This is a genomic window from Hymenobacter koreensis (genome assembly GCF_039541855.1).
Lineage (GTDB): Bacteria > Bacteroidota > Bacteroidia > Cytophagales > Hymenobacteraceae > Solirubrum > Solirubrum koreensis.
In genome coordinates this window covers 681752-702422 of sequence record NZ_BAABHA010000002.1, presented here as the reverse complement: position 1 = coordinate 702422, position 20671 = coordinate 681752, and the positions used below count along the sequence as shown (strand labels likewise).

The 20671-nt window shown below is 56.4% G+C and carries 28 protein-coding genes and 1 pseudogene; 28 read left to right on the top strand and 1 reads right to left on the bottom strand.

Annotation, left to right across the window (positions count from 1 at the left end; translation table 11 throughout):
* Positions 1-3: 3 nt before the first annotated feature.
* The 28 genes and pseudogenes from rplV to ABD903_RS05820 all read left to right on the top strand — a co-directional run bounded on the left by rplV (position 4) and on the right by ABD903_RS05820 (position 19434).
* On the top strand, positions 4-504 hold the full coding sequence (rplV, locus tag ABD903_RS05955) for a 50S ribosomal protein L22 (protein ID WP_425555395.1): 501 nt from the start codon (positions 4-6) through the stop codon (positions 502-504).
* A 5-nt stretch (positions 505-509) separates the two neighbouring features.
* Positions 510-1439, top strand: coding sequence for a 30S ribosomal protein S3 (rpsC, locus tag ABD903_RS05950; RefSeq protein ID WP_345222259.1), 930 nt, complete (start codon positions 510-512; stop codon positions 1437-1439).
* Positions 1440-1473: 34 nt separating this feature from the next.
* Positions 1474-1899, top strand: coding sequence for a 50S ribosomal protein L16 (gene rplP / locus ABD903_RS05945; protein WP_151078208.1), 426 nt, complete (start codon positions 1474-1476; stop codon positions 1897-1899).
* Positions 1900-1901: 2 nt separating this feature from the next.
* Positions 1902-2102: a 50S ribosomal protein L29 gene (gene rpmC, locus ABD903_RS05940; protein WP_345222257.1), complete on the top strand. Its 201-nt coding sequence runs from the start codon at positions 1902-1904 to the stop codon at positions 2100-2102.
* Between the two features lie 20 nt (positions 2103-2122).
* The gene (gene rpsQ, locus ABD903_RS05935) at positions 2123-2413 is read left to right on the top strand and encodes a 30S ribosomal protein S17 (protein WP_151078206.1); all 291 of its coding nucleotides are present in this window, start codon (positions 2123-2125) and stop codon (positions 2411-2413) included.
* A gap of 1 nt (position 2414) precedes the next feature.
* Positions 2415-2783, top strand: a complete 369-nt coding sequence (gene rplN / locus ABD903_RS05930; RefSeq protein WP_110976717.1) for a 50S ribosomal protein L14 — start codon at positions 2415-2417, stop codon at positions 2781-2783.
* Between the two features lie 3 nt (positions 2784-2786).
* Positions 2787-3035 (top strand): annotated as a pseudogene (gene rplX / locus ABD903_RS05925) (50S ribosomal protein L24); the annotation flags it as partial.
* 30 nt (positions 3036-3065) lie between these two features.
* Entirely contained in the window at positions 3066-3614 is a 549-nt protein-coding gene (rplE, locus tag ABD903_RS05920) for a 50S ribosomal protein L5 (protein ID WP_345222249.1), read from the top strand.
* A gap of 8 nt (positions 3615-3622) precedes the next feature.
* Positions 3623-3892: a 30S ribosomal protein S14 gene (gene rpsN, locus ABD903_RS05915; protein WP_151078203.1), complete on the top strand. Its 270-nt coding sequence runs from the start codon at positions 3623-3625 to the stop codon at positions 3890-3892.
* A 217-nt stretch (positions 3893-4109) separates the two neighbouring features.
* On the top strand, positions 4110-4508 hold the full coding sequence (rpsH, locus tag ABD903_RS05910; RefSeq protein ID WP_345222247.1) for a 30S ribosomal protein S8: 399 nt from the start codon (positions 4110-4112) through the stop codon (positions 4506-4508).
* 19 nt (positions 4509-4527) lie between these two features.
* Positions 4528-5082 carry a 50S ribosomal protein L6 gene (rplF, locus tag ABD903_RS05905; RefSeq protein ID WP_345222245.1) on the top strand — a complete coding sequence of 185 codons (555 nt, stop codon included), beginning with the start codon at positions 4528-4530 and terminating at the stop codon, positions 5080-5082.
* 9 nt (positions 5083-5091) lie between these two features.
* On the top strand, positions 5092-5439 hold the full coding sequence (gene rplR, locus ABD903_RS05900; RefSeq protein ID WP_345222244.1) for a 50S ribosomal protein L18: 348 nt from the start codon (positions 5092-5094) through the stop codon (positions 5437-5439).
* Between the two features lie 3 nt (positions 5440-5442).
* On the top strand, positions 5443-5961 hold the full coding sequence (rpsE, locus tag ABD903_RS05895; RefSeq protein ID WP_151078199.1) for a 30S ribosomal protein S5: 519 nt from the start codon (positions 5443-5445) through the stop codon (positions 5959-5961).
* Positions 5962-5967: 6 nt separating this feature from the next.
* Positions 5968-6147 (top strand): 50S ribosomal protein L30, encoded by a 180-nt coding sequence (gene rpmD, locus ABD903_RS05890; protein WP_345222242.1) that lies wholly within the window; start codon positions 5968-5970, stop codon positions 6145-6147.
* 13 nt (positions 6148-6160) lie between these two features.
* Positions 6161-6607, top strand: coding sequence for a 50S ribosomal protein L15 (gene rplO / locus ABD903_RS05885; RefSeq protein ID WP_345222241.1), 447 nt, complete (start codon positions 6161-6163; stop codon positions 6605-6607).
* A gap of 11 nt (positions 6608-6618) precedes the next feature.
* Complete coding sequence (gene secY, locus ABD903_RS05880) at positions 6619-7935, top strand: preprotein translocase subunit SecY (RefSeq protein ID WP_345222239.1); 1317 nt, start codon at positions 6619-6621, stop codon at positions 7933-7935.
* Between the two features lie 2 nt (positions 7936-7937).
* Positions 7938-8735, top strand: coding sequence for a type I methionyl aminopeptidase (gene map, locus ABD903_RS05875; protein ID WP_345222238.1), 798 nt, complete (start codon positions 7938-7940; stop codon positions 8733-8735).
* Positions 8713-8931, top strand: coding sequence for a translation initiation factor IF-1 (infA, locus tag ABD903_RS05870; protein ID WP_078013177.1), 219 nt, complete (start codon positions 8713-8715; stop codon positions 8929-8931). Before map ends, infA begins: the two co-directional genes overlap by 23 nt.
* A 9-nt stretch (positions 8932-8940) precedes the next feature.
* Positions 8941-9057 (top strand): type B 50S ribosomal protein L36, encoded by a 117-nt coding sequence (gene ykgO / locus ABD903_RS05865; protein ID WP_034256541.1) that lies wholly within the window; start codon positions 8941-8943, stop codon positions 9055-9057.
* 22 nt (positions 9058-9079) lie between these two features.
* A complete protein-coding gene (gene rpsM, locus ABD903_RS05860; protein WP_345222233.1) occupies positions 9080-9457 on the top strand; it encodes a 30S ribosomal protein S13 in 378 nt (125 codons plus the stop codon).
* A 76-nt stretch (positions 9458-9533) separates the two neighbouring features.
* Positions 9534-9926, top strand: coding sequence for a 30S ribosomal protein S11 (gene rpsK, locus ABD903_RS05855; RefSeq protein WP_151078193.1), 393 nt, complete (start codon positions 9534-9536; stop codon positions 9924-9926).
* A gap of 95 nt (positions 9927-10021) precedes the next feature.
* A complete protein-coding gene (rpsD, locus tag ABD903_RS05850; RefSeq protein WP_345222231.1) occupies positions 10022-10627 on the top strand; it encodes a 30S ribosomal protein S4 in 606 nt (201 codons plus the stop codon).
* Positions 10628-10726: 99 nt separating this feature from the next.
* Positions 10727-11719, top strand: a complete 993-nt coding sequence (locus ABD903_RS05845; RefSeq protein WP_345222230.1) for a DNA-directed RNA polymerase subunit alpha — start codon at positions 10727-10729, stop codon at positions 11717-11719.
* A 151-nt stretch (positions 11720-11870) separates the two neighbouring features.
* Complete coding sequence (rplQ, locus tag ABD903_RS05840) at positions 11871-12452, top strand: 50S ribosomal protein L17 (protein WP_345222228.1); 582 nt, start codon at positions 11871-11873, stop codon at positions 12450-12452.
* 194 nt (positions 12453-12646) lie between these two features.
* Complete coding sequence (gene eno / locus ABD903_RS05835) at positions 12647-13918, top strand: phosphopyruvate hydratase (RefSeq protein ID WP_345222227.1); 1272 nt, start codon at positions 12647-12649, stop codon at positions 13916-13918.
* A gap of 73 nt (positions 13919-13991) precedes the next feature.
* Positions 13992-14309, top strand: a complete 318-nt coding sequence (locus tag ABD903_RS05830; protein ID WP_345222225.1) for an FtsB family cell division protein — start codon at positions 13992-13994, stop codon at positions 14307-14309.
* A 121-nt stretch (positions 14310-14430) separates the two neighbouring features.
* Positions 14431-18804, top strand: coding sequence for a CARDB domain-containing protein (locus tag ABD903_RS05825; RefSeq protein ID WP_345222223.1), 4374 nt, complete (start codon positions 14431-14433; stop codon positions 18802-18804).
* A gap of 138 nt (positions 18805-18942) precedes the next feature.
* Positions 18943-19434: a hypothetical protein gene (locus ABD903_RS05820; RefSeq protein ID WP_345222222.1), complete on the top strand. Its 492-nt coding sequence runs from the start codon at positions 18943-18945 to the stop codon at positions 19432-19434.
* On the opposite strand, the gene ABD903_RS05815 is transcribed toward ABD903_RS05820, so the two are convergent.
* The gene (locus ABD903_RS05815) at positions 19431-20636 is read right to left on the bottom strand and encodes an anhydro-N-acetylmuramic acid kinase (protein WP_345222220.1); all 1206 of its coding nucleotides are present in this window, start codon (positions 20634-20636) and stop codon (positions 19431-19433) included. The two genes, ABD903_RS05820 and ABD903_RS05815, sit on opposite strands and share 4 nt — an antisense overlap.
* Positions 20637-20671: the final 35 nt, after the last annotated feature.

The following is a 20671-nucleotide window of genomic DNA, read 5'->3' as shown; positions in this document are numbered from 1 at the left end:
GACATGGAAGCAGTAGCTAAACTCCGTAACGTACCGACCTCGCCGCGCAAGATGCGCCTCGTGGCCGGCCTAGTACGCGGCAAAAGCGTTACCCGTGCCTTGGGCTTGTTGAAGTTTGAGGCTAATTCGGGCGCTGAGCGTATCGAGAAACTGCTCCTGTCGGCTTTGGCCAACTGGCAGCAGAAGAACGAAGACGAGCGTATCGAAGACGCTAATCTTTACATCAAAGAGATTTTCGTTGATGAAGGCCGCCAGCTGAAGCGTCTGCGCCCCGCCCCTCAGGGCCGTGGTCACCGCATTCGTAAGCGCAGCAACCACATCACGCTGATCATTGATTCGAAGGTGGAAGCCATTGGCAGCCGCCAGGGTCTGAAAGATGCCGCTGCCAAGCAGGAAACTGCTCCGGCTGCCGTAGCTCCGGCCGCTGAAGAAGCACCGAAGAAGACGACGCGTCGCTCGACCAAGAAAGCTGATACCCAAACCGCGGCTGACGCCACCGAATAAGTATTATGGGACAGAAAGTTAATCCGGTAGGTTTCCGCCTCGGCATCATTAAGGGTTGGGATTCGAACTGGTATGGCGGCAAAGACTTTGCTGACAAACTGGTCGAAGACGAGAAAATCCGCAAATACATCCTGGCACGCATCCCGAAGGGTGGCATCTCGAAGATCATCATCGAGCGCACCCTGAAGCGCATCACCATCACCATCAACACGGCTCGTCCGGGTGTGGTAATTGGTAAGGGCGGCCAGGAAGTTGATAAGATCAAAGACGAGCTGAAAAAGCTCACGAGCAAAGACGTTCAGATCAATATCTTCGAAATCAAGCGCCCGGAACTCGACGCCAAGCTGGTAGGCGAAAGCATCGCTCAGCAGCTGCAGGCGCGTATCTCCTTCCGTCGTGCGATGAAGCAAGCCATTCAGGGCGCCATTCGCGTGGGTGCTGAAGGCATCAAGGTGCAGTGCGGCGGCCGCCTCGGCGGTGCTGAAATTGCCCGTTCAGAACAATACAAGGAAGGCCGCACTCCGCTGCACACCCTCCGTGCTGATATCGACTACGCCCTGTCTGAAGCCCAGACGGTGTATGGCAAAATTGGCATCAAGGTGTGGATTATGCGTGGTGAAGTATTCGGCAAGCCCGACCTCTCGCCCAACCAGTTGCTGACTCAGCAGCAGGGCCAGGGTGGCAACGACCGTGGCGACCGTGGTGGTCGTGGCGAGCGGGGTGACCGGGGTGAGCGTGGCGACCGTGGCGGTCGTGGTGGTGACCGTGGCCCACGTGGCGGCGGTGACAACCGTGGTGGCCAGGGTGGCGGTGCTGGTCGTGGTGGCTTCGGCGGCGGTGCCGGCGGTGGCAACCGTGGCGGTGGCGCAGGTGCCAGTGGCAACCGTGGTGGCAACCCAGGTGGTGGCGGCGCAGGCCGTGGCCCCCGTCGTTAGTCCTTCTCTTCCACTTCTTTTTCGAGACTAAGACATGTTACAACCGAAAAGAACCAAATATCGGAAGATGCAGAAGGGCCGCGTACACGGCCTGGCCTACCGCGGTAGCTCCATCGACTTCGGTTCGTTCGCTATCAAATCTTTGGAGCAGGCCTGGATTACGGCCCGCCAGATTGAAGCAGCTCGTATCGCCATGACCCGCGCTATGAAGCGCGAAGGCCAAGTGTGGATCCGTATCTTCCCAGACAAGCCCATCACGAAGAAGCCTGCAGAGGTACGTATGGGTAAGGGCAAAGGCTCGCCCGAGTACTGGGTAGCCGTAGTAAAGCCCGGCACCATCCTGTTCGAATCGGACGGGGTTTCGTTGGAACTGGCTCAGGAGTCGCTGCGTTTGGCAGCCCAAAAGCTGCCGGTTCGCACCCAATTTGTGGTACGTCGCGACTACGTTGAGGCCAAGTAAAGATGAAAAACGCTGAAGTTCGTGCCCTTTCGCTCGAGGAGCTGAAAGAGAAAATCAAAAAAGAGCAGACCAACGGTCAGACCTTGCGGTTTGCCCACGCCATCTCGCCCTTGGAAAACCCGACCCGCATCAAGTACGGTCGGCGCAACATCGCCCGCTTGCTCACCGAGCTGAAGCGTCGCGAGCAGGAGCAAAACTCGTAGTACCCGCTGATAAGTAAGCAATGGAAAACAACGCAGAACAGCAGGGCGTCGCTACGGAAGAGCGTAACCTGCGCAAAGAGCGCGTCGGCCGCGTAACCAGCAGCAAGATGGATAAGACCATCGTGGTTGTGGTTGAAAGCAAAATGAAGCACCCGATTTACGGCAAATTCGTGTCGAAGTCGACCAAGTTCACCGCCCACGACGAAAACAACGAGTGTGGTGAAGGCGATACGGTGCGCATCATGGAAACCCGTCCGCTGAGCAAGCGGAAGCGGTGGCGTTTGGTTGAAATCGTAGAGCGAGCCAAGTAAGATGATCCAGCAAGAATCCCGTCTGACGGTAGCCGACAACAGCGGCGCCAAAGAAGTACTCTGCATCCGTGTCCTAGGTGGCACGGGCAAGAAGTATGCTTCGGTAGGCGACAAAATTGTCGTAGCTATCAAGTCGGCCATCCCCTCGGGCAATGCCAAGAAGGGTGCCGTATCGAAAGCTGTGGTAGTTCGCACGAAGAAGGAAGTACGCCGCAAAGACGGTTCGTACATCCGCTTCGACGACAACGCCGCCGTGCTGCTCAACAACAACGACGAGCCGCGTGGCACGCGTATCTTCGGGCCGGTAGCCCGCGAACTGCGCGAGAAGCAGTTCATGAAAATCGTGTCGCTGGCTCCTGAAGTTCTCTAACCAATGGCAACGAAAGCAAAAGCAGCGCCCGTAAAGTTGCACGTGAAAACCGGTGACAACGTCCTGGTTATTGCTGGTGACGAGCGTGGCAAGACCGGCGTTATCAAGTCGGTAAACCGTACCACCCAGCGCGTAATCGTGGAGGGCCTGAACCTGGTGACCAAGCACAATAAACCCAGTGCAAAGTCGCCCCAGGGTGGCATCACCAAGATCGAGGCTCCCATTCACGTGAGCAACGTCAAGCTGGTTGATTCTAATAAAGCCTAATTAGGCCCAACGACAATGGCTCGACTCAAAGACATATACAACAAGGAGATTCGCCAGCAGCTGCAGGAGAAATTCCAGTTCAAAAGCAGCATGCAGGTGCCGCGCATCAGCAAAATCTGCATCAACCGGGGTATTGGTAAGGCAGTAGCCGACAAGAAGCTGGTTGACAATGGCGTGGACGAGCTGACCATCATCACCGGTCAGAAAGCTGTGCCGACCATCGCGAAGCGTTCGGTTTCGAACTTCAAGCTGCGCGAGGGTATGCCGATTGGCGCCCGCGTAACGCTGCGTGGTGAGCAGATGTACGAATTCCTCGACCGTCTGCTGACCGTTGCTCTGCCCCGCGTACGCGACTTCAAAGGCATCAGCGACAAAGGCTTCGATGGCCGTGGTAACTACACCCTCGGCGTTAAGGAGCAAATCATTTTCCCGGAAATTTCGATCGATAAGATCAAGGAAATTGCCGGTATGGACATCACCTTCGTGACGACGGCTGAAAACGACGAGCAGAGCTACGAGCTGCTGCGCGCCTTCGGGATGCCGTTTGCCAACGCCAAGAAATAAGCTGACAAATGGCTAAGGAATCTGTAAAAGCAAGAGAGCGGAAACGTGAAGCGCTGGTTGTTCGGTTCGCTGAAAAGCGTAAGGCCCTGAAAGCCGCCGGCGACTACGAAGGCCTCGACAAGTTGCCCCGTAACGCTTCGCCCGTGCGCCTGCACAACCGTTGTAAGCTGACCGGCCGTCCCCGTGGTTACATGCGCAAGTTTGGCATCAGCCGCGTAACGTTCCGCGAAATGGCTTCGGCTGGTAAAATTCCCGGTGTAACGAAGGCCAGCTGGTAAGCAGCCGCAAGGCTTCTCCAGTAAACCAGAGTTATCTGATGCTTCCTTGGAAGTATCACCCATTTGGCAGGTTGCCGAAAGAAACCATTGGCTGCGGCTTTCGCCGTGAATGCCAAGTAGTCTTAACCGAAAATTTCACCATCACTGGTCTAAGTGGTGGTGAAATTTTCCTACCTTTGCGGTTCCCTAAACGCGGGGAGCCCTCTTAAACATCCAAATGAACACAGATCCGATTGCCGACTACCTGACCCGGGTCCGCAACGCCATTAAGGCGAATCACCGGGTTGTAGAGATTCCGGCCAGCAACATCAAGAAGGAAATTACGAAAGTGCTCTACGAAAAAGGGTACATTCAGAGTTACCGGTTTGATGATTCATCGGTACAAGGCACGATTAAAATCGCCCTGAAGTACCACCCCGTAACCAAGAAACCGGCTATCCAGAAATTGGAGCGCATCAGCAAGCCGGGTCTGCGTACCTACGCTCACGTGGAGAACCTGCCACGCGTATTGAGCGGTTTGGGTGTTGCGATTCTGTCGACCTCGAAAGGGGTAATGACGGAGAAGGAGGCCAAAAACGAGAACGTGGGCGGCGAAGTGCTGTGCTACGTGTACTAAGCGAGAGAGAAGAGAAGATATGTCCCGCATTGGTAAACTCCCGATCAGCCTGCCCTCGGGCGTGCAGCTGACCGTCGGCAACGACAACGAAGTAACGGTAAAGGGTCCTAAAGGGGAATTGAAAACTCCCGTTGACCGCGACATTACTGTTCGCACCGAAGACGGTTCCATCTTAGTGGAGCGTCCTACGGAACAGAAGCGTCACAAGGCCATGCACGGCCTGTACCGCTCCCTTATTAACAACATGATTACCGGTGTAAGCACCGGCTACACCGAGCAGCTTGAGCTGGTAGGTGTAGGTTTCAAAGCCACCGCTACCGGCAGCCTGCTGGAACTGGCTTTGGGCTACTCGCACAACATCTTCCTGGCTCTGCCAAAGGAAGTAACCGCAACGGCTGTGACTGAGAAGGGCAAAAACCCGATCATCACTTTGACCAGCATCGACAAACAGTTGATCGGTCAGGTAGCCGCTAAAATTCGCTCGCTGCGCAAAGTTGAGCCTTACAAAGGCAAAGGTGTGCGTTTCGTGGGTGAGCAGATTCGTCGCAAGGCTGGTAAGACCGCCTCGAAATAACCGAGCACAATGGCTGTAACTAAAGCAGAGAGAAGACTTCGGATCCGGCGCCACATCCGTAATAAGGTGGCCGGCACGTCCGAGCGCCCCCGCCTGTCGGTATTCCGCAGCAACACGGGCATCTACGCGCAGATCATCGACGACACCGCAGGCCGCACCATCGTGGCTGCTTCGTCGAAGCACGTATCCGCCGGCGAAACGCCGGTAGCTACGGCAGCTGCCGTGGGCAAGGAGCTGGCCTCCCGCGCCCAAGAGAAGGGTATCACGCAGGTAGTATTTGACCGTTCCGGTTACCTCTACCACGGCCGCGTGAAGTCATTGGCAGAAGGTGCCCGCGAAGGCGGCCTCAAATTCTAAGCTATGCGCGAGCAAAATAAACCCACGGTTAAGGCTTCGGAGTCTGACCTGAAGGAAAAAGTAGTTGCCATCAACCGCGTAGCGAAGGTGGTAAAAGGTGGTCGTCGCTTCAGCTTCTCGGCCATCGTAGTAGTAGGTGACGGCAACGGCACCGTAGGCCACGGCCTCGGCAAAGCCAACGAAGTAACCGACGCAATTGCCAAAGCAATTGACGACGCCAAGAAGAACCTGGTGAAGGTGCCGATGTACAAGCACACGGTGCCTCACAAAATGGAAGGCAAGTACTCGGGCGGTTTCGTTTTGGTACAGCCCGCCGCTGCTGGTACCGGCGTAATTGCTGGTGGTGCTATGCGTGCCGTGTTCGAAAGCGCCGGCATCAAGGATGTACTGGCGAAGTCGAAAGGCTCCTCGAACCCCCACAACGTGGTTAAGGCTACCTTCGACGCCCTCAATAAAATGCGCGACCCGATGCAAGTTGCCCAGCAACGCGGCATCAGCCTCGACAAAGTGTTTAACGGCTAAGCGACGATGGCACGGATTCAAATCAAACAAGTGCGCAGCGTAATTGACCGCCCCGAGCGGCAGAAGCGCACGATGCAGGCTTTAGGCCTGACGAAAATCGGTGCGACCCGCGAAGTGGAAAACACCGCGGCCGTAGCCGGCATGGTGGCCAAAGTTGGTCACCTGATTGAAGTAACCGAACTGTAGACCTACCACGATCATGAATCTCAGCAATCTAAAGCCCGCTGAAGGCTCCGTGCGCAACAACAAGCGCTTGGGCCGTGGTGAAGGCTCGACGCGCGGCGGTACCTCGACGCGTGGTCATAAAGGCGCCAAGTCGCGTTCGGGTTACTCTAAGAAGTCCGGCTTCGAAGGTGGCCAGATGCCCTTGCAGCGTCGTATCCCGAAGTTTGGCTTCAAGAACATCAACCGTGTCGAGTACAAAGCCATCAACCTTGATGTGCTGCAGGCCTTGAACGAGAAAGGTCAGACGACCTTGATGGACTCGGAGTATTTCGTATCTAACGGTCTGGCTTCGAAAAACGCCAAGATCAAAGTTCTGGGCCGTGGTGAAGTTTCCACCGCTCTGGAAGTACACGCTCACGCTTTCTCGAAATCGGCTGTTGAAGCCATTGAGAAGGCCGGTGGCAAAGCAGTGACGCTGTAAGTCTGTTCGGCATGAACAAGTTTATCACAACGGTTAAGAACATCTTTGAAATTCCGGACCTTCGGGCCCGGATTTTCAATACCCTGTTTTTCATTGCCATTTACCGGCTGGGTTCTTTCGTTGTGCTGCCGGGTGTCGATCCGAGCCGTCTGGATTCGGAATCGGGGGGAGTTTTTGGCTTGCTGGATACGCTGCTTGGCGGCGCGTTCAGCAACGCTTCCATTTTCGCCCTTGGCATCATGCCGTACATTTCGGCTTCTATTGTGTTGCAATTGCTCACGATAGCCGTTCCGTACTTCCAGAAGCTCCAGAAGGAAGGCGAATCGGGTCGGAAGAAGATTAACCAGTACACTCGTCTGCTCACCATTCCTATTGTGATGGCGCAGTCGATTGGTTTCATTGCTACCATCAATCAGGACGCCATTGTTGATACCAGTGTGTTTTTCACGGTATCCACGATGATTATTCTGACCGCTGGCACGCTGTTCTGCATGTGGCTGGGCGAGAAGATTACCGATAAAGGCATCGGCAACGGTATTTCGATGATCATTATGATCGGTATCGTGTCGCGCTTTCCCGGGGCCATTATTGGTGAAGCAGCTGCTAAAGGCATGCGTGGTTCGCTGATATTCCTGATTGAACTGGCCGTGTTGTTCTTTGTGGTAATGGGTGTTATTATCCTTACCCAAGCAGTACGTCGCATCCCGGTACAATATGCCAAGCAAGTAGGTGGCGTAAGCCAGTTGAACGCTCAGCGTCAGTTTATTCCGCTCAAAGTGAATGCGGCCGGCGTAATGCCGATCATTTTCGCGCAGTCGCTCATGTTCGTTCCGGCCATTGCTGCTTCAGCGTGGAACCAGGACAGCGAAATAGCAACGGCTATCGGGCAGAAATTTTCTGATTACACATCGTGGCAGTACAATGTGGTTTTTGCTACGTTGATTATTCTGTTCACGTACTTCTACACTGCCATTAGCGTCAATCCCAAGCAAATCGCGGATGATTTGAAGCGTAGTGGTGGTTTTGTACCGGGTGTTAAACCGGGCGATGCTACCTCCGAGTATATCGACGAGGTGCTGACCCACATAACACTACCGGGTGCAATTGCCTTGGCGTTGATTGCAATCTTTCCTGCCATTGCATTGTTGTTTGGCATCACTCGCCCGTTCTCTGCCTTTTATGGTGGCACGTCGCTAATCATTATGGTGGGTGTGGTACTCGATACCATGAACCAAATTGAAAGCTACTTGCTCATGCGTCATTACGATGGCATGATGAAAACGGGCAAGCTGAAAGGTCGCGCGCAAAATATCGCGCTGGCCTCTTAGAAATGATACTGTACAAAACCGAAGAAGAAATCGAACTCATCCGAGCCAGCGCGCAAGTGCTGGCTCAGGCGCACGGAGAAGTTGCGGGCATGATTCGGGAAGGAGTGACTACGCGTGAGCTGGACAAGCGCGCGGAGGAATTCATCCGGGACCATGGCGCGCAACCTTCTTTTAAAGGGTACAACGGTTTTCCGTTCAGTCTGTGTATCTCCCCGAATGAGGTAGTGGTACACGGCTTTCCGGGTGACTTCGTCCTCAAAAGCGGTGATGTTATTTCGGTAGACTGCGGCGTAAAGCTCAACGGCTACCACAGTGACAGCGCCTATACTTACCCGGTCGGGGAAGTGAAGCCCGAAGTGAAAGCCTTGCTCGATGCTACAAAGGATTCTTTGTATGCCGGCATTGAGCAAGCTATAGCTGGCAACCGTATGGGCGACTTAGCCTTTGCAATCCAGGATCATGTGGAGAAGCGGGGTTACTCGGTCGTACGGGAACTAGTGGGGCATGGTATCGGAAAGAGCCTGCACGAACGGCCCGAAGTCCCAAACTACGGTAAGCGTGGTGCAGGCCTTAAATTGCAAAGTGGATTGGTATTGGCCATTGAACCGATGGTTAATCTCGGCACCAAAGCAGTCGTGCAGGAGAAAGACGGTTGGACCATCCGTACCAAGGACCGCCTGCCTTCGGCACACTTCGAGCACACCGTAGTCATTCGTCAAAACAAAGCGGAGATTTTAACCTCCTTCGCTTACATAGAAAAAGCTTTACAGCAGCCTTATGGCCAAACAGTCGTCGATTGAGCAGGACGGAACCATCTTGGAAGCCCTTTCGAACGCCATGTTCCGCGTGGAGTTAGAGAACGGGCACCAGTTAATTGCGCACATCTCCGGAAAGATGCGCATGCACTACATCAAGATTCTGCCTGGCGACAAAGTAAAGCTCGAAATGTCGCCCTACGATTTGTCGAAGGGCCGAATCGTGTACCGTTACAAATAACCCCGCGACATGAAAGTCAAAGCATCGGTAAAGAAGCGCAGCGCCGACTGCAAAGTGATTCGTCGTAAAGGCAAACTTTACGTGATCAACAAAAAGAACCCGCGTTACAAGCAGCGTCAGGGTTAAGCCACACTAGCAGCACAAGAACATGGCACGTATTGCAGGGGTAGACATCCCGGACAAAAAGCGCGGCGAAATCGCCCTCACGTACATCTTCGGCATCGGTCGCTCGGCCGCTCAAGCCATCCTCACCAAAGCAGGTGTAGACCTGAACAAGAAGGTGACGGAATGGACGGAAGCCGAAGCTGGTGAAATCCGTAGCATCATTGCGGCGGAGTACAAGACGGAAGGCGTTCTGCGCTCGGAAGTACAGCTCAACATTAAGCGTTTGATGGACATCGGTTGCTACCGTGGCCTCCGTCACCGCAAGGGCCTTCCGGTTCGGGGTCAGCGTACGAAGAACAACACGCGCACCCGCAAAGGCAAACGGAAAACCGTTGCCAACAAGAAGAAGGCTACCAAATAACCAATAGCGGGAATCGGCGCCGGGCCTTCCATAATCCACTGGCGCCAACACCTCTCGCCTTTTCTGCGATAACCAAATGGCACAAAAGAGAAAAGACAAAGCCAAGAAGCGCGTCGTCCAGGTGGAAGCCACCGGACAGGTGCACATCAAGGCCTCGTTTAACAATATCATCATCTCGGTTACGAACAACAACGGCCAGGTGATTTCGTGGGCTTCGGCCGGCAAAATGGGCTTCCGTGGCTCGAAGAAGAACACCCCGTACGCTGCTCAAACGGCAGCTAACGATTGCGGCAAGGTTGCTTACGACCTGGGTATGCGCAAGGTAGAGGTGTTTGTGAAAGGCCCGGGCGCTGGTCGTGAGTCGGCCATCCGCACGTTCCAGAACATGGGCATGGAGGTAACAACTATTCGCGATGTGACGCCGCTGCCGCACAACGGCTGCCGTCCGCCCAAACGTCGCCGCGTCTGAGTAACGGCAGACGCGTGGCTATGCTCGCCCCGTGAGGGAGCCAGCGCGCTGGCCAGGCAGTTTACTTTTCTTTCCAGAAAAATCACCTCTCTGAAATGGCACGTTATACCGGCCCAAAAACTAAGATTGCCCGTCGCTTCGGGGAAGCCATCTTCGGCCCGAGCAAGGCTCTTACTAAGAAAGCATACCCTCCCGGCCAGCACGGCCGCGGCCGCCGCAAGAAGCAGTCGGAATACGCCGTGCAGCTGATGGAGAAACAAAAAGTGAAGTACCTCTACGGGGTGCTGGAGAAGCAGTTCGCTAACCTCTTCGACAAGGCTGCTGGTAAGCCGGGCATCACCGGTGAAAACCTGCTGGCCTTCTTGGAGCAGCGTCTCGACAACGTGGTGTACCGTTTGGGCATTGCTCCAACGCGCCGCGCTGCCCGTCAGCTGGTGTCGCACAAGCACATCACGGTTGATGGTGAGGTGGTAAACATCCCGTCGTTCCACGTGAAGCCGGGTGCTATCGTTGCGGTTCGCGAAAAGTCGAAGTCGCTGGAAGCCATTACCACGAGCCTGTCGGTGCGCAACTCGCGTGCTTTCGGCTGGTTGGAGTGGGACGGCAAAGAGCTGGCCGGTAAGGTTATCTCGGCCCCGCAGCGCGACCAGATTCCCGAGAAAATCGAGGAGCAGCTGATCGTCGAACTGTACTCGAAGTAAGCCTGACAGTGAGCCGGTTACTGCCCGAGAGCTATCTTGGGCAGGGCCGGCTCCTGCATTGCCTGCTTCTTCCACTTAACATCCCTTACATCCGCATCTATGTCAATTCTCGCTTTTCAAATGCCGGAGAAGGTCGTGATGGAGAAATCCGACGACTTCTACGGTACGTTTGAGTTCAAACCGCTGGAGAAGGGTTACGGCGTAACGATTGGTAACGCGCTGCGTCGCATCCTGCTGTCGTCGCTCGAGGGTTACGCCATCACCACGGTGCGCACGAACAGCGTGTTGCACGAGTTCCAGACCATCGAGGGCGTGATTGAAGATATGTCGGAAATCATCTTGAACCTGAAGCAAGTTCGGTTCAAGAAGATCAACGATGTTATCGAAGACAAAATCACGGTTCGCATCAGCGGTCAGGACACCTTCGCGGCCGGCGACATCAACAAGTTCACGAATGGTTTTGAGGTGTTGAACCCCGAGCTGATCATTTGCCACGTTGATCCGAGCGTAACGTCGCTGGAGTTTGAATTCACCGTTCAGAAGGGCCGTGGCTACGTTCCTGCTGAGGAGAACAAGCCCAACGACCAGATCTTCGGTCAGATTTCCATCGATGCTATTTTCACGCCTATCAAGAACGTGAAATACTCGGTAGAAAACACCCGTGTGGAGCAGCGCACCGACTACGAGCGTCTGCTGATCGAAATTCAGACCGACGGTTCGATTCACCCAGAGGACGCGCTGAAAGGTGCTGCCAACATCCTGATTCAGCATTTCATGCTGTTCTCGGACAACACGATGACCTTCGAAACTTCCAAGCCGGAAGAAGAGGAGAGCGTGGACGAGGAAACGCTGCACATGCGCAAGGTGCTGAAGACGCCGTTGCAGGATATGGACCTTTCGGTTCGTGCTTACAACTGCCTCAAGGCTGCTGACATCAAGACGCTGGGCGACTTGGTACAGCTGGACCTGGCCGACATGATGAAGTTCCGCAACTTCGGCAAGAAGTCGCTGACTGAGCTGGAAAACCTCGTAGAGGAAAAAGGCTTGCACTTCGGCATGGACGTGGCGAAGTTCCGCCTCGAAGAAGACTAACAAATACCCTTAGTGGTGAACCTGGCGCAATGCGGCTGGGTTCACCACTTGCTTTTTAACCAGTGTGCCCAAGGGGCGGCGGTTCAAATGAGGCTTCGGTCCGCCGTGGCTACCGCTCGCAAGTACACCCACTTCATTTTTCTTTTGTCCGATGAGACACGGTAAAAAAAACAACCACCTCGGCCGCACGGCCTCCCACCGCGCCGCCATGTTGTCGAACATGGCTTCGTCGCTGATCCTGCATAAGCGCATTACTACCACGGTGGCTAAAGCCAAGGAACTGCGCAAGTACGTAGAGCCCATCCTGACCCGTTCGAAAGACGACACGACTCACTCCCGCCGCACGGTGTTTGCCCTGCTGCAGAACAAGGAGTCGTTGAAGGAGCTGTACGGCGACGTGGCAGCCAAAGTAGCTAACCGCCCCGGTGGCTACACCCGCATTATCAAGCTGAGCGACGGCCGCGCCGGTGACAACGCTGATATGTGCGTAATGGAGTTGGTGGACTACAACGAAACCCTCCTCGAAGCCAAAAACGCTGGTACGGCCAAAGCCACTACCCGTCGTTCGCGCCGCGGTGGCAAGAAGGCCGAAGGTGCTGCCGCTCCGGTAGCTGCTGCCTCGACCGACGCTCCGGCTGCTACTACGAACGTAGAAGCTCCTGCTGACACCGCCACGGACACGCTGAAAGAAGGCGAGACCCGCGAAGAGAAAGGCGAAGAAGCTGCTTCGTAAATGAACGGTCTTTCGAGACACTAAGCACAAGGGGACGAATCCTACGGGGTTCGTCCCCTTGTCTTTTTTAGGCCGTTCGCACGCGCTTGCGTTTCTTTGTCGCAGCGGGTTGAATACGCTTCGGCCCAAATTAATGCGTAAACCCGGCGGAATCCCCAAACCGCCTTCATCTTCTCACCTTTACCCTTGCTGACATGAGCATTATTGCTGCCATTAACGCCCGCCAGATTTTTGACTCGCGCGGAAACCCGACCGTGGAAGTAGACGTGACCACCGAAAATGGCGTAGTGGGCCGTGCTGCGGTGCCATCGGGCGCTTCTACGGGTAAACACGAAGCCGTGGAGTTGCGCGACGACGACAAAAGCAAGTACATGGGCAAGGGCGTGCTGACGGCGGTAGACAACGTGAACAGCAAGATTGCCGAAGAGCTGGTAGGTTTCTCGGTATTCGAGCAAAGCCTGATCGACCGTATCATGATTGAGTCGGACGGTACGCCGAACAAGGCCAACCTGGGCGCTAATGCTATTCTGGGTGTTTCGCTGGCTGTGGCCCGTGCCGCGGCGCAGGAAGCCGGCATGCCGCTGTACCGCTACGTGGGTGGGGTAAACGCCTCCACGCTACCGGTGCCCATGATGAACATTCTGAATGGTGGCTCGCACGCCGACAACTCCATCGACTTCCAGGAGTTTATGATTATGCCGGTAGGAGCAGAGTCGTTCACAGAGGCTATGCGTTGGGGTTCGGAAATTTTCCACCACCTGAAGGCTGTACTGAAGAAGAAAGGCCTGAGCACGAACGTGGGTGACGAAGGCGGCTTTGCGCCGAACATTGAATCGAACGAAGCCGCTATTGAAGTAGTACTGCAGGCCATTGAAACTGCTGGCTACAAGCCCGGCGACGACGTGATGATTGCGCTGGACGCGGCGGCTTCGGAGTTCTACTCCGATGGTCATTACCACTTCAAGAAGAGTTCGGGCGACAAGTTGACGTCGAGCGAAATGGCGAACTACTGGGCCGAGTGGACCCGGAAGTACCCCATCATCAGCATCGAGGACGGCTTGGACGAAGACGACTGGAGCGGCTGGAAGCAGCTGACCGATGCCGTGGGCGACAAAGTACAGCTGGTAGGCGACGACCTGTTCGTGACCAACGTGAAGCGCATTCAGGAAGGCATTGAGAAAGGTGTGGCCAACGCCATTCTGATTAAGGTAAACCAGATCGGCTCCCTCACCGAAACCATTGATGCCATTAACCTGGGCCGCCGGCACCAATACAAGAGCATTATGAGTCACCGCTCGGGCGAGACGGAAGACAACACCATTGCTGACCTGGCAGTGGCGCTGAACTGCGGTCAGATCAAAACCGGTTCCATGTCCCGTTCCGACCGGATGGCCAAGTACAACCAGCTGTTGCGCATAGAGCAGGAACTGGGCGAAATTGCGTACTACCCCGGTCGTAAGATGTAGTTCGACCACGAGAAGGCAATAAACGGCCGGGCTGCTGCTGCAGTCCGGCCGTTTTTGTGTGTACTTTTATGTTATGCGTTTGCCTGACTTCTTCGACCGCGTTCCGCGCTTTCTGCGTAGCTTCTACTTTCTGACGGGAGTAGCCTTTTTGGTATGGATGGTGCTCTTCGACGCCAACGACCTAATGAAGCAATACGACATGTACGACAAGTGGCAGGACTTACGTACCGAGCGTGATTATTACACGCAGAAGATTGCGGAAGTGAAGCAAGACCGAACCGAACTGCTCAGCAGCCCGGAGATGCTGGAGAAATTTGCCCGCGAGAAGTACGTGATGAAAAAGCCCGGCGAAGATGTCTTTATTCTGGTGCCGCAGGAAGTAGAAGAGTAAATTCTGAACTGGATAATTTTTATTCAGAGTTTACTAGCCCCGCTCATTTACTGTATTATTTTTGTAACCGGTGCCATTTGTCTGGTGCCCTTATGCTTCAGCTTACCTTCTTTTCTACCTTATGACAAACGGTTACCCAGGGTGTTTTAGCAACACGCTGCGCATTGCTATGTGCCTGCTTCTGGCATGTTTAGGATTGCAGGCCAGTGCTCAGACCTACCAGATGCCAACTTCGGGTTCGGCCTCCATTACCACCTGCAGTGGTACGCTTTACGACAGCGGCGGCGCCAACGGCCCCTATACCAACGGGGAGAACAGCACCTTAACGATTTCACCTGCCATATCGGGCAACAAGATCAGACTGATCTTTAGCCAATTCGAGGTGGAAAGCGGTTACGATCGGCTATTTGTGTATGATGGTGCTTCTACCTCCGCGCCCCTGCTGGGAAGCTTCGATAGCAACTTTCCTCCTGGCACCTTGTACGCGAGCAATGCGACCGGCGCCCTCACGCTGCGTTTAACCAGTGACGGCGTGGTGAACCTGAACGGTTTTACGGCGGCTGTCGGCTGCGTGACATCGGTGCCGCAGGCCGATTTGGCCGTGCAAGGCGCAGTGGTAACGCCCGGCTCAACGGTAGCCGGCGGCAGCGTGAACGTTAGTAGCAACGTGGTAAACCTGGCCGGGGTAACTGCCAGCAGCAGCAACCTGGGCTACTACTTATCAACCAACAATACCCTAGATGCCGGCGACGTACTGCTGGGTTCCAGCTTTGGCGGAGCGTTAGCCGCCGGGCAATCGTCGTCTCGTTTAACGCAGGTCTTTGTACCGGCCTCCACCACGCCGGGTAGCTACTTTGTACTGTTTGTAGCCGACCACCAAAACCAGGTAAACGAAAGCAACGAAACCAACAACGTAGCGGCGGCGGCGCTGGTGGTAACCCAGCCTGCGGTAGACCTGGTGATTCAGCAGCCGGGCTTGAACCCGGCCGTTACTACGCCGGGAGCCTTTGTGAACTTCGCGTGCAGTATTTTCAACCAGGGCAATGCCACAGCCGCGAGCAGCAGCGTGGGCTATTACCTATCGACTAACACTACGCTGGATGCCAACGACCAGCTGTTGACGGCATCTTTCGGAGGTACCCTCACACCGGGTTTTCCCAGCTCGCGGTTTGCCGGCATTAACATTCCGGCGAGTACCACGCCGGGCAGCTATTTCGTGCTGTATGTGGCCGATTACCAAAACCAGGTCAGCGAAACCAACGAAAGCAACAACGTAGCCAGCGTGCAGCTGGTGGTAACCACGCCCAACGTGGATCTGCTGGTGCAGCAGGAGCAGCTTAGTCCAAGCAGCGTAACGGCGGGCAACGCTGTTTCAGCTGGCGCCTTCGTTTTCAATCAAGGAACAACGGCCGCAGCGTCGAGCAGTGTGGGCTTTTACCTCTCCACCGACACGAACTTAGACGCCAACGACCAACTGCTGTCGGCCGCCTCGGGTACCACGTTAGGAGCCAGCCAGACCAGCTACCGGAGCGCAACGCTTACTATTCCATCGGCCACAGCGGCCGGCAACTACTTTGTGCTGTTCGTGGCCGACCACCTCAACCAGGTGAGCGAAGCAGACGAAACCAACAACGTGCGCAGCCGCCCACTCACGGTACTGCCGGCTTCGGTGGACTTGGTAATGCAGCAACCATCCATCGCGCCTACGACTACGCAGGCCGGTGCGCTGGTTAACGCGTACAGCATCATCTATAACCAGGGCAATTCCACCGCCAGCAGTTCCACGGTGGGGTACTACCTATCGACGAACGCCACCCTGGACGCGGCCGATGTGCTGCTGAGCCAAACCACCGGCTTCACTCTCTTCGGGTTCAGCTCGTCTTCGCGCTACGGTTCGTTTAACGTACCTGCGAGTACCGCACCCGGCAACTATTTCGTGCTGTTTGTGGCCGACCCGCTTAACCAGGTAACCGAGACCAACGAGAACAACAACGTAGCCAGCGCGCCGCTGACGGTAGCGCCTTCGGGGGTGGACCTGGCGGTTCAGCAGGAGCAGCTGTTTAACTCGACAGCCACAGCGGGCACTACCGTGGGCGTTGCGGCTTACGTAGTGAACCTGGGCAACCTGACGGCGGCCACCAGCAATCTGGGGTATTACCTTTCTACCAATACCACTTTCGATTCCGGCGACCAACTGATGGGCTCCTCAACGGGTGGACAGCTTTTTGGGGGCGGCAGCAGCTACCGCAGCACTAACATCACGGTGCCCGCGGGTACCGCCCCGGGCAACTATTACGTGCTGTTCGTGGCCGACCACCTCAACCAGGTGAGCGAAGTAGATGAGAACAACAACGTGCGCAGCCGATTCCTGACCATTATTACGCCCAACGTTGATTTGGCCATGTACCAGCCATCGGTGAACCCGCAAACTACAGCTTCGGGCAACACGGTGGGGACTTTCGTGACCATTTTCAACCAAGGCAACACCCAGGCGCTGAGTTCGAACGTTGGCTACTACCTCTCAACGAATGCCACGCTGGATGCAAGCGACGTGCTGCTCAGCCAATCCACCAACGGTGGTCCGCTGAACGCCAACAGCAGCTCTTCGCGTTCGGTAAACGTGCTGATTCCGGCCAACACGGCCGTGGGCTCCTACTTCGTGCTGTTCGTAGCCGACCCGCTGAACCAGGTAACCGAGACCAACGAGAACAACAACGTCGTCAGCGCGCAGCTGACAGTGGTAGCACCCGGCGTCGACCTGACGGTGCAACAGCCATTCCTGTCGCGCGTTTCGGCAGCAGCCGGGGCCACGCTGCAAACCAATGCAACGGTTGTGAACCAGGGAACCACCACGGCCAACAACAGTACGTTGGGTTATTACCTGTCAACCGACGTAACCCTGAGCGCCAACGACGTGGCCATTGGCACGACGCCGGTATTTCCTGTAACGGCCGGCAATGGCCAAGTGGTGTACGGCTCGGTTACCATTCCCGCCGCCACCACGCCCGGCTCCTATTTCGTGCTGTTTGCGGCCGATGCCACGAACATCATCAGCGAAACCAACGAGCAGAACAACGTAGCCAACATTCCGCTCACCATTACGGCTCCGTTTAACGGGCTGGTGGTACCCTACCTGTCGCAGGCCAGTGTTACTACGTGCAGCAACACGGTGTACGACCACGGCGGCACCGACGATTACGATAACGGGGCCAGTGGTACATTGGTCATTAACCCAGCTACTGCCGGGGCTAAGGTGCGCCTCACGTTCACGCTCTTCTCGCTGGAAAACGGCTTCGACTACGTGCGCGTTTACGACGGCCCCACTGCACAGGCGCCCCAGTTGGGCTCGTTTACGGGCACTGCCAACCCCGGTGTTATTACGGCCTCGGCCCAGAACACTAGCGGCGCCCTTACCATTGTGTTTACCACCGACGGCAGCGTAACCAGCGCCGGTTTTGAGGCAACCATTTCCTGCTTCACCACGGCGCTGCCCGACCTGACCATTACCCAAGCTTCCGCCACGCCCACTACGGTGGCGTCCGGTGGCCAAATGACGGCCAGCTTCACCATTTCGAACATCGGTCCGGGAATTGCCGGCAGCTCGCCGGTGAGCTACTTCCTCTCCACAAACACAACCCTCGATGCCAGTGACCGACTCATTGGTACCATTGGGGGCGGTTCGTTGAGCAACGGCCAAACGGTTTCGCGCAGCAGCCCCGTTACCGTGCCCTCAAACGTGGCTACGGGCGCTTACTACCTGCTCTGCGTAGCCGATGGCGGCGGTGTGGTGCCCGAAACCAACGAGAACAACAACGTAGCCACGCCCATTGCCATAACGGTTCAGGGCGCTGCTCCCGATCTGGCCCTTAGCTCGCCGACGGTAGCTCCGGGCACGGTAGCCGCCGGTAACGTGGTAGTTACCACGTGCTTTCATGAAAACCTGGGTCAGGTGGATGCCGGTGTACACACGCTGGCCTACTACCTCTCCACCGACAATCAGCTGAGCGCCAACGACGTGTTGCTGCGCAGCGTGTCGTACACGGCCATGGCTGCCGGAGCCGGTAACACCCGCTCGAATACTGTAACGGTACCGGCTGGTACAGTTCCAGGCAACTACTTCTTGCTGTACGTAGTGGATGCCCAAAGCCAGATTACGGAAAGCAACGAGCAGAACAACCTCGTGAGCCGTCCGCTGGTAGTAACCGTGGGCACGGCCGTACGGGAACAAACCGCAGGTTTCGCCATTGGCCTATACCCAAACCCCGTGGTGAACGGCCAGGACTTCGCGGTGCACTTTGCCGGTCAGGGGGCTAACACGGAAGCTGAGCTGACGCTGCTCAACAGCGTGGGCCAGGTAGTAAGCCGCCGACAGGTCACGCTGCGTCCCGGTGCCGCGCCGGTGGTGTTTGACACCGACGGCTTGGCACATGGCGTGTACACTTTGCGCATCTCGGGCAAAAACCTGAACGCCGTGCGGCGGGTGGTTTTCCACTAAGAGCCATAGCTGCGCCGGGTACGCAAATCCGGTTGAACAAATCGGCGGTACTGGCCAAGGAAGCAATTCCACGGCCGGTACCGCCGATTTCTTTGCCGGGCTTGCACCAAAGCCCGGCGGCACACGTTGCTGAACTCAATGAACCAAGCTCCTGAATCCTGCTCGCGTTTCGGCCGATTAGCGTTGCTGCTGTTGGTATGCTTGCTCATAACCGCAACCCCGACCGCACCAGCCGATGCCGCTACACCCGCAACGCAAGTGCGCGTGGCCCGCAACTTCTGCCTGGCCATTTTACGCGGCGAGTACGCGCAGGCTTACGCCTTACTAGCGCCGGAAGTGCGCACGGGACTCACACCCGCCCGTTTTCAGGAAGTAGCCCAGCCACTGCACGAGCAGGGCAAACGTTTCGGGCCGACCATTGACCTGTACAAACTAGGCGTGCGCATCGGCGACACAGACGACTCACGTTTCTTCTACGCCTTCATGTTCCGCAGCGACACCACCGCCAAAGTGCCTAAGGTGCAGATGGACGTAACGTTTCGGGACTCGGCCGCCACGCAGGTGCTGAGTTTTACGCTGATTCCGGCTCCCCAGCGTACCAGCCCGGCAGTGGCTCCGCGCAGCAACTAGCCCGGTAGGGAAATCTTGCCTAACGACACGGCCGGAATGCGCTGGCGCCCCGCGCCAATGGCTACCCCCGATCCGCAAAGCGTTTCGTTGGCCAGCACCGCGAACAACACCGCTTCTTTGGCATCGGGCGCTACACCTAGCACGTTTGTATCGGCGAAGCGGCAAGCGGGCAGCAGGCGTTGAATAGCGCGCAGCAGCGTGGGGTTGTGCATGCCACCGCCGCTCACGTACACCGCCGCCTGCGGCTCGGGACCGAACGCCAGTTCCGCCGCTTGCTTCACGCCTTGGGCGCTAAACTCGGTGAGCGTGGCTAGTAAGTCGTGCGAAGAAATGTTTTCGGTACGGCTGCGTTGCTGTGCGGCGCGCACGTAGGCGGGGCTGAACAACTCGGGGCCGGTGGTTTTGGGCAGGCCAGCACCAAAAAAGTCGTGGGCCAGCAACGCGTTCAGCAGCCCTTGGTGAATGGTGCCAGCCGCCGCAAACTCGCCGTTTGGGTCGAAGTGGTGCCCCGGAAACAATTCGCGCACAAACGCATCGAGAAGGGTATTGCCAGGGCCAACGTCGGTACTGAACACCAGTTCGGGGTTGAGTGAGGCGGGCAGGTAGGTAAAGTTGGCAATGCCACCGAGGTTGAGCAGCAGCCGTTCTTCGCCCGCTTGCGAGTAAAGCAGGTAGTCACCGTACGCGGCCAGCGGCGCGCCTTCGCCCCCGGCCGCAATGTGCTTTTGCCGAAAGTCGCTGATGGTAATTACACCAGTGCGCACGGCTAAATGGTCGGCGTCGCCAATCTGCAGGGTGGCGTTCAGCGGGTAGTCCGGGCGCTGGTGTTGGTGCTGGGGCGCGTGGTACACCGTTTGGCCGTGGCTGGCTATAGCGTCAATGGTTGCGGGGCTGATTCCCCAGCTCTGGAGGCAGTCGAGCACCAGTTGGCCGTGCAGCTTGCCCAGCCACGCGTTAAGTAAGGTCAACTCTTCTAACGAAACTTCCGCCTGCGCAAATACCCGCCGTATGCGCGTGCGCACCTCATCTTCGTACGGCACGGTGCTGAACTGCTCTAGCGTAAGCTGCGAAGCGGTGCCGCTGCCTTCTAAGCGACACAGAGCCACATCCAGTCCATCAAGGGAAGTGCCCGACATCAGACCAATAATGCGGCGACTGGGCTGCTGAGCAATGTGGGCGAGGCGGGCGAGGTGCGGGTTCATGGGGCTAAGGTATTGGTAGCGCAATAACGTTTAAC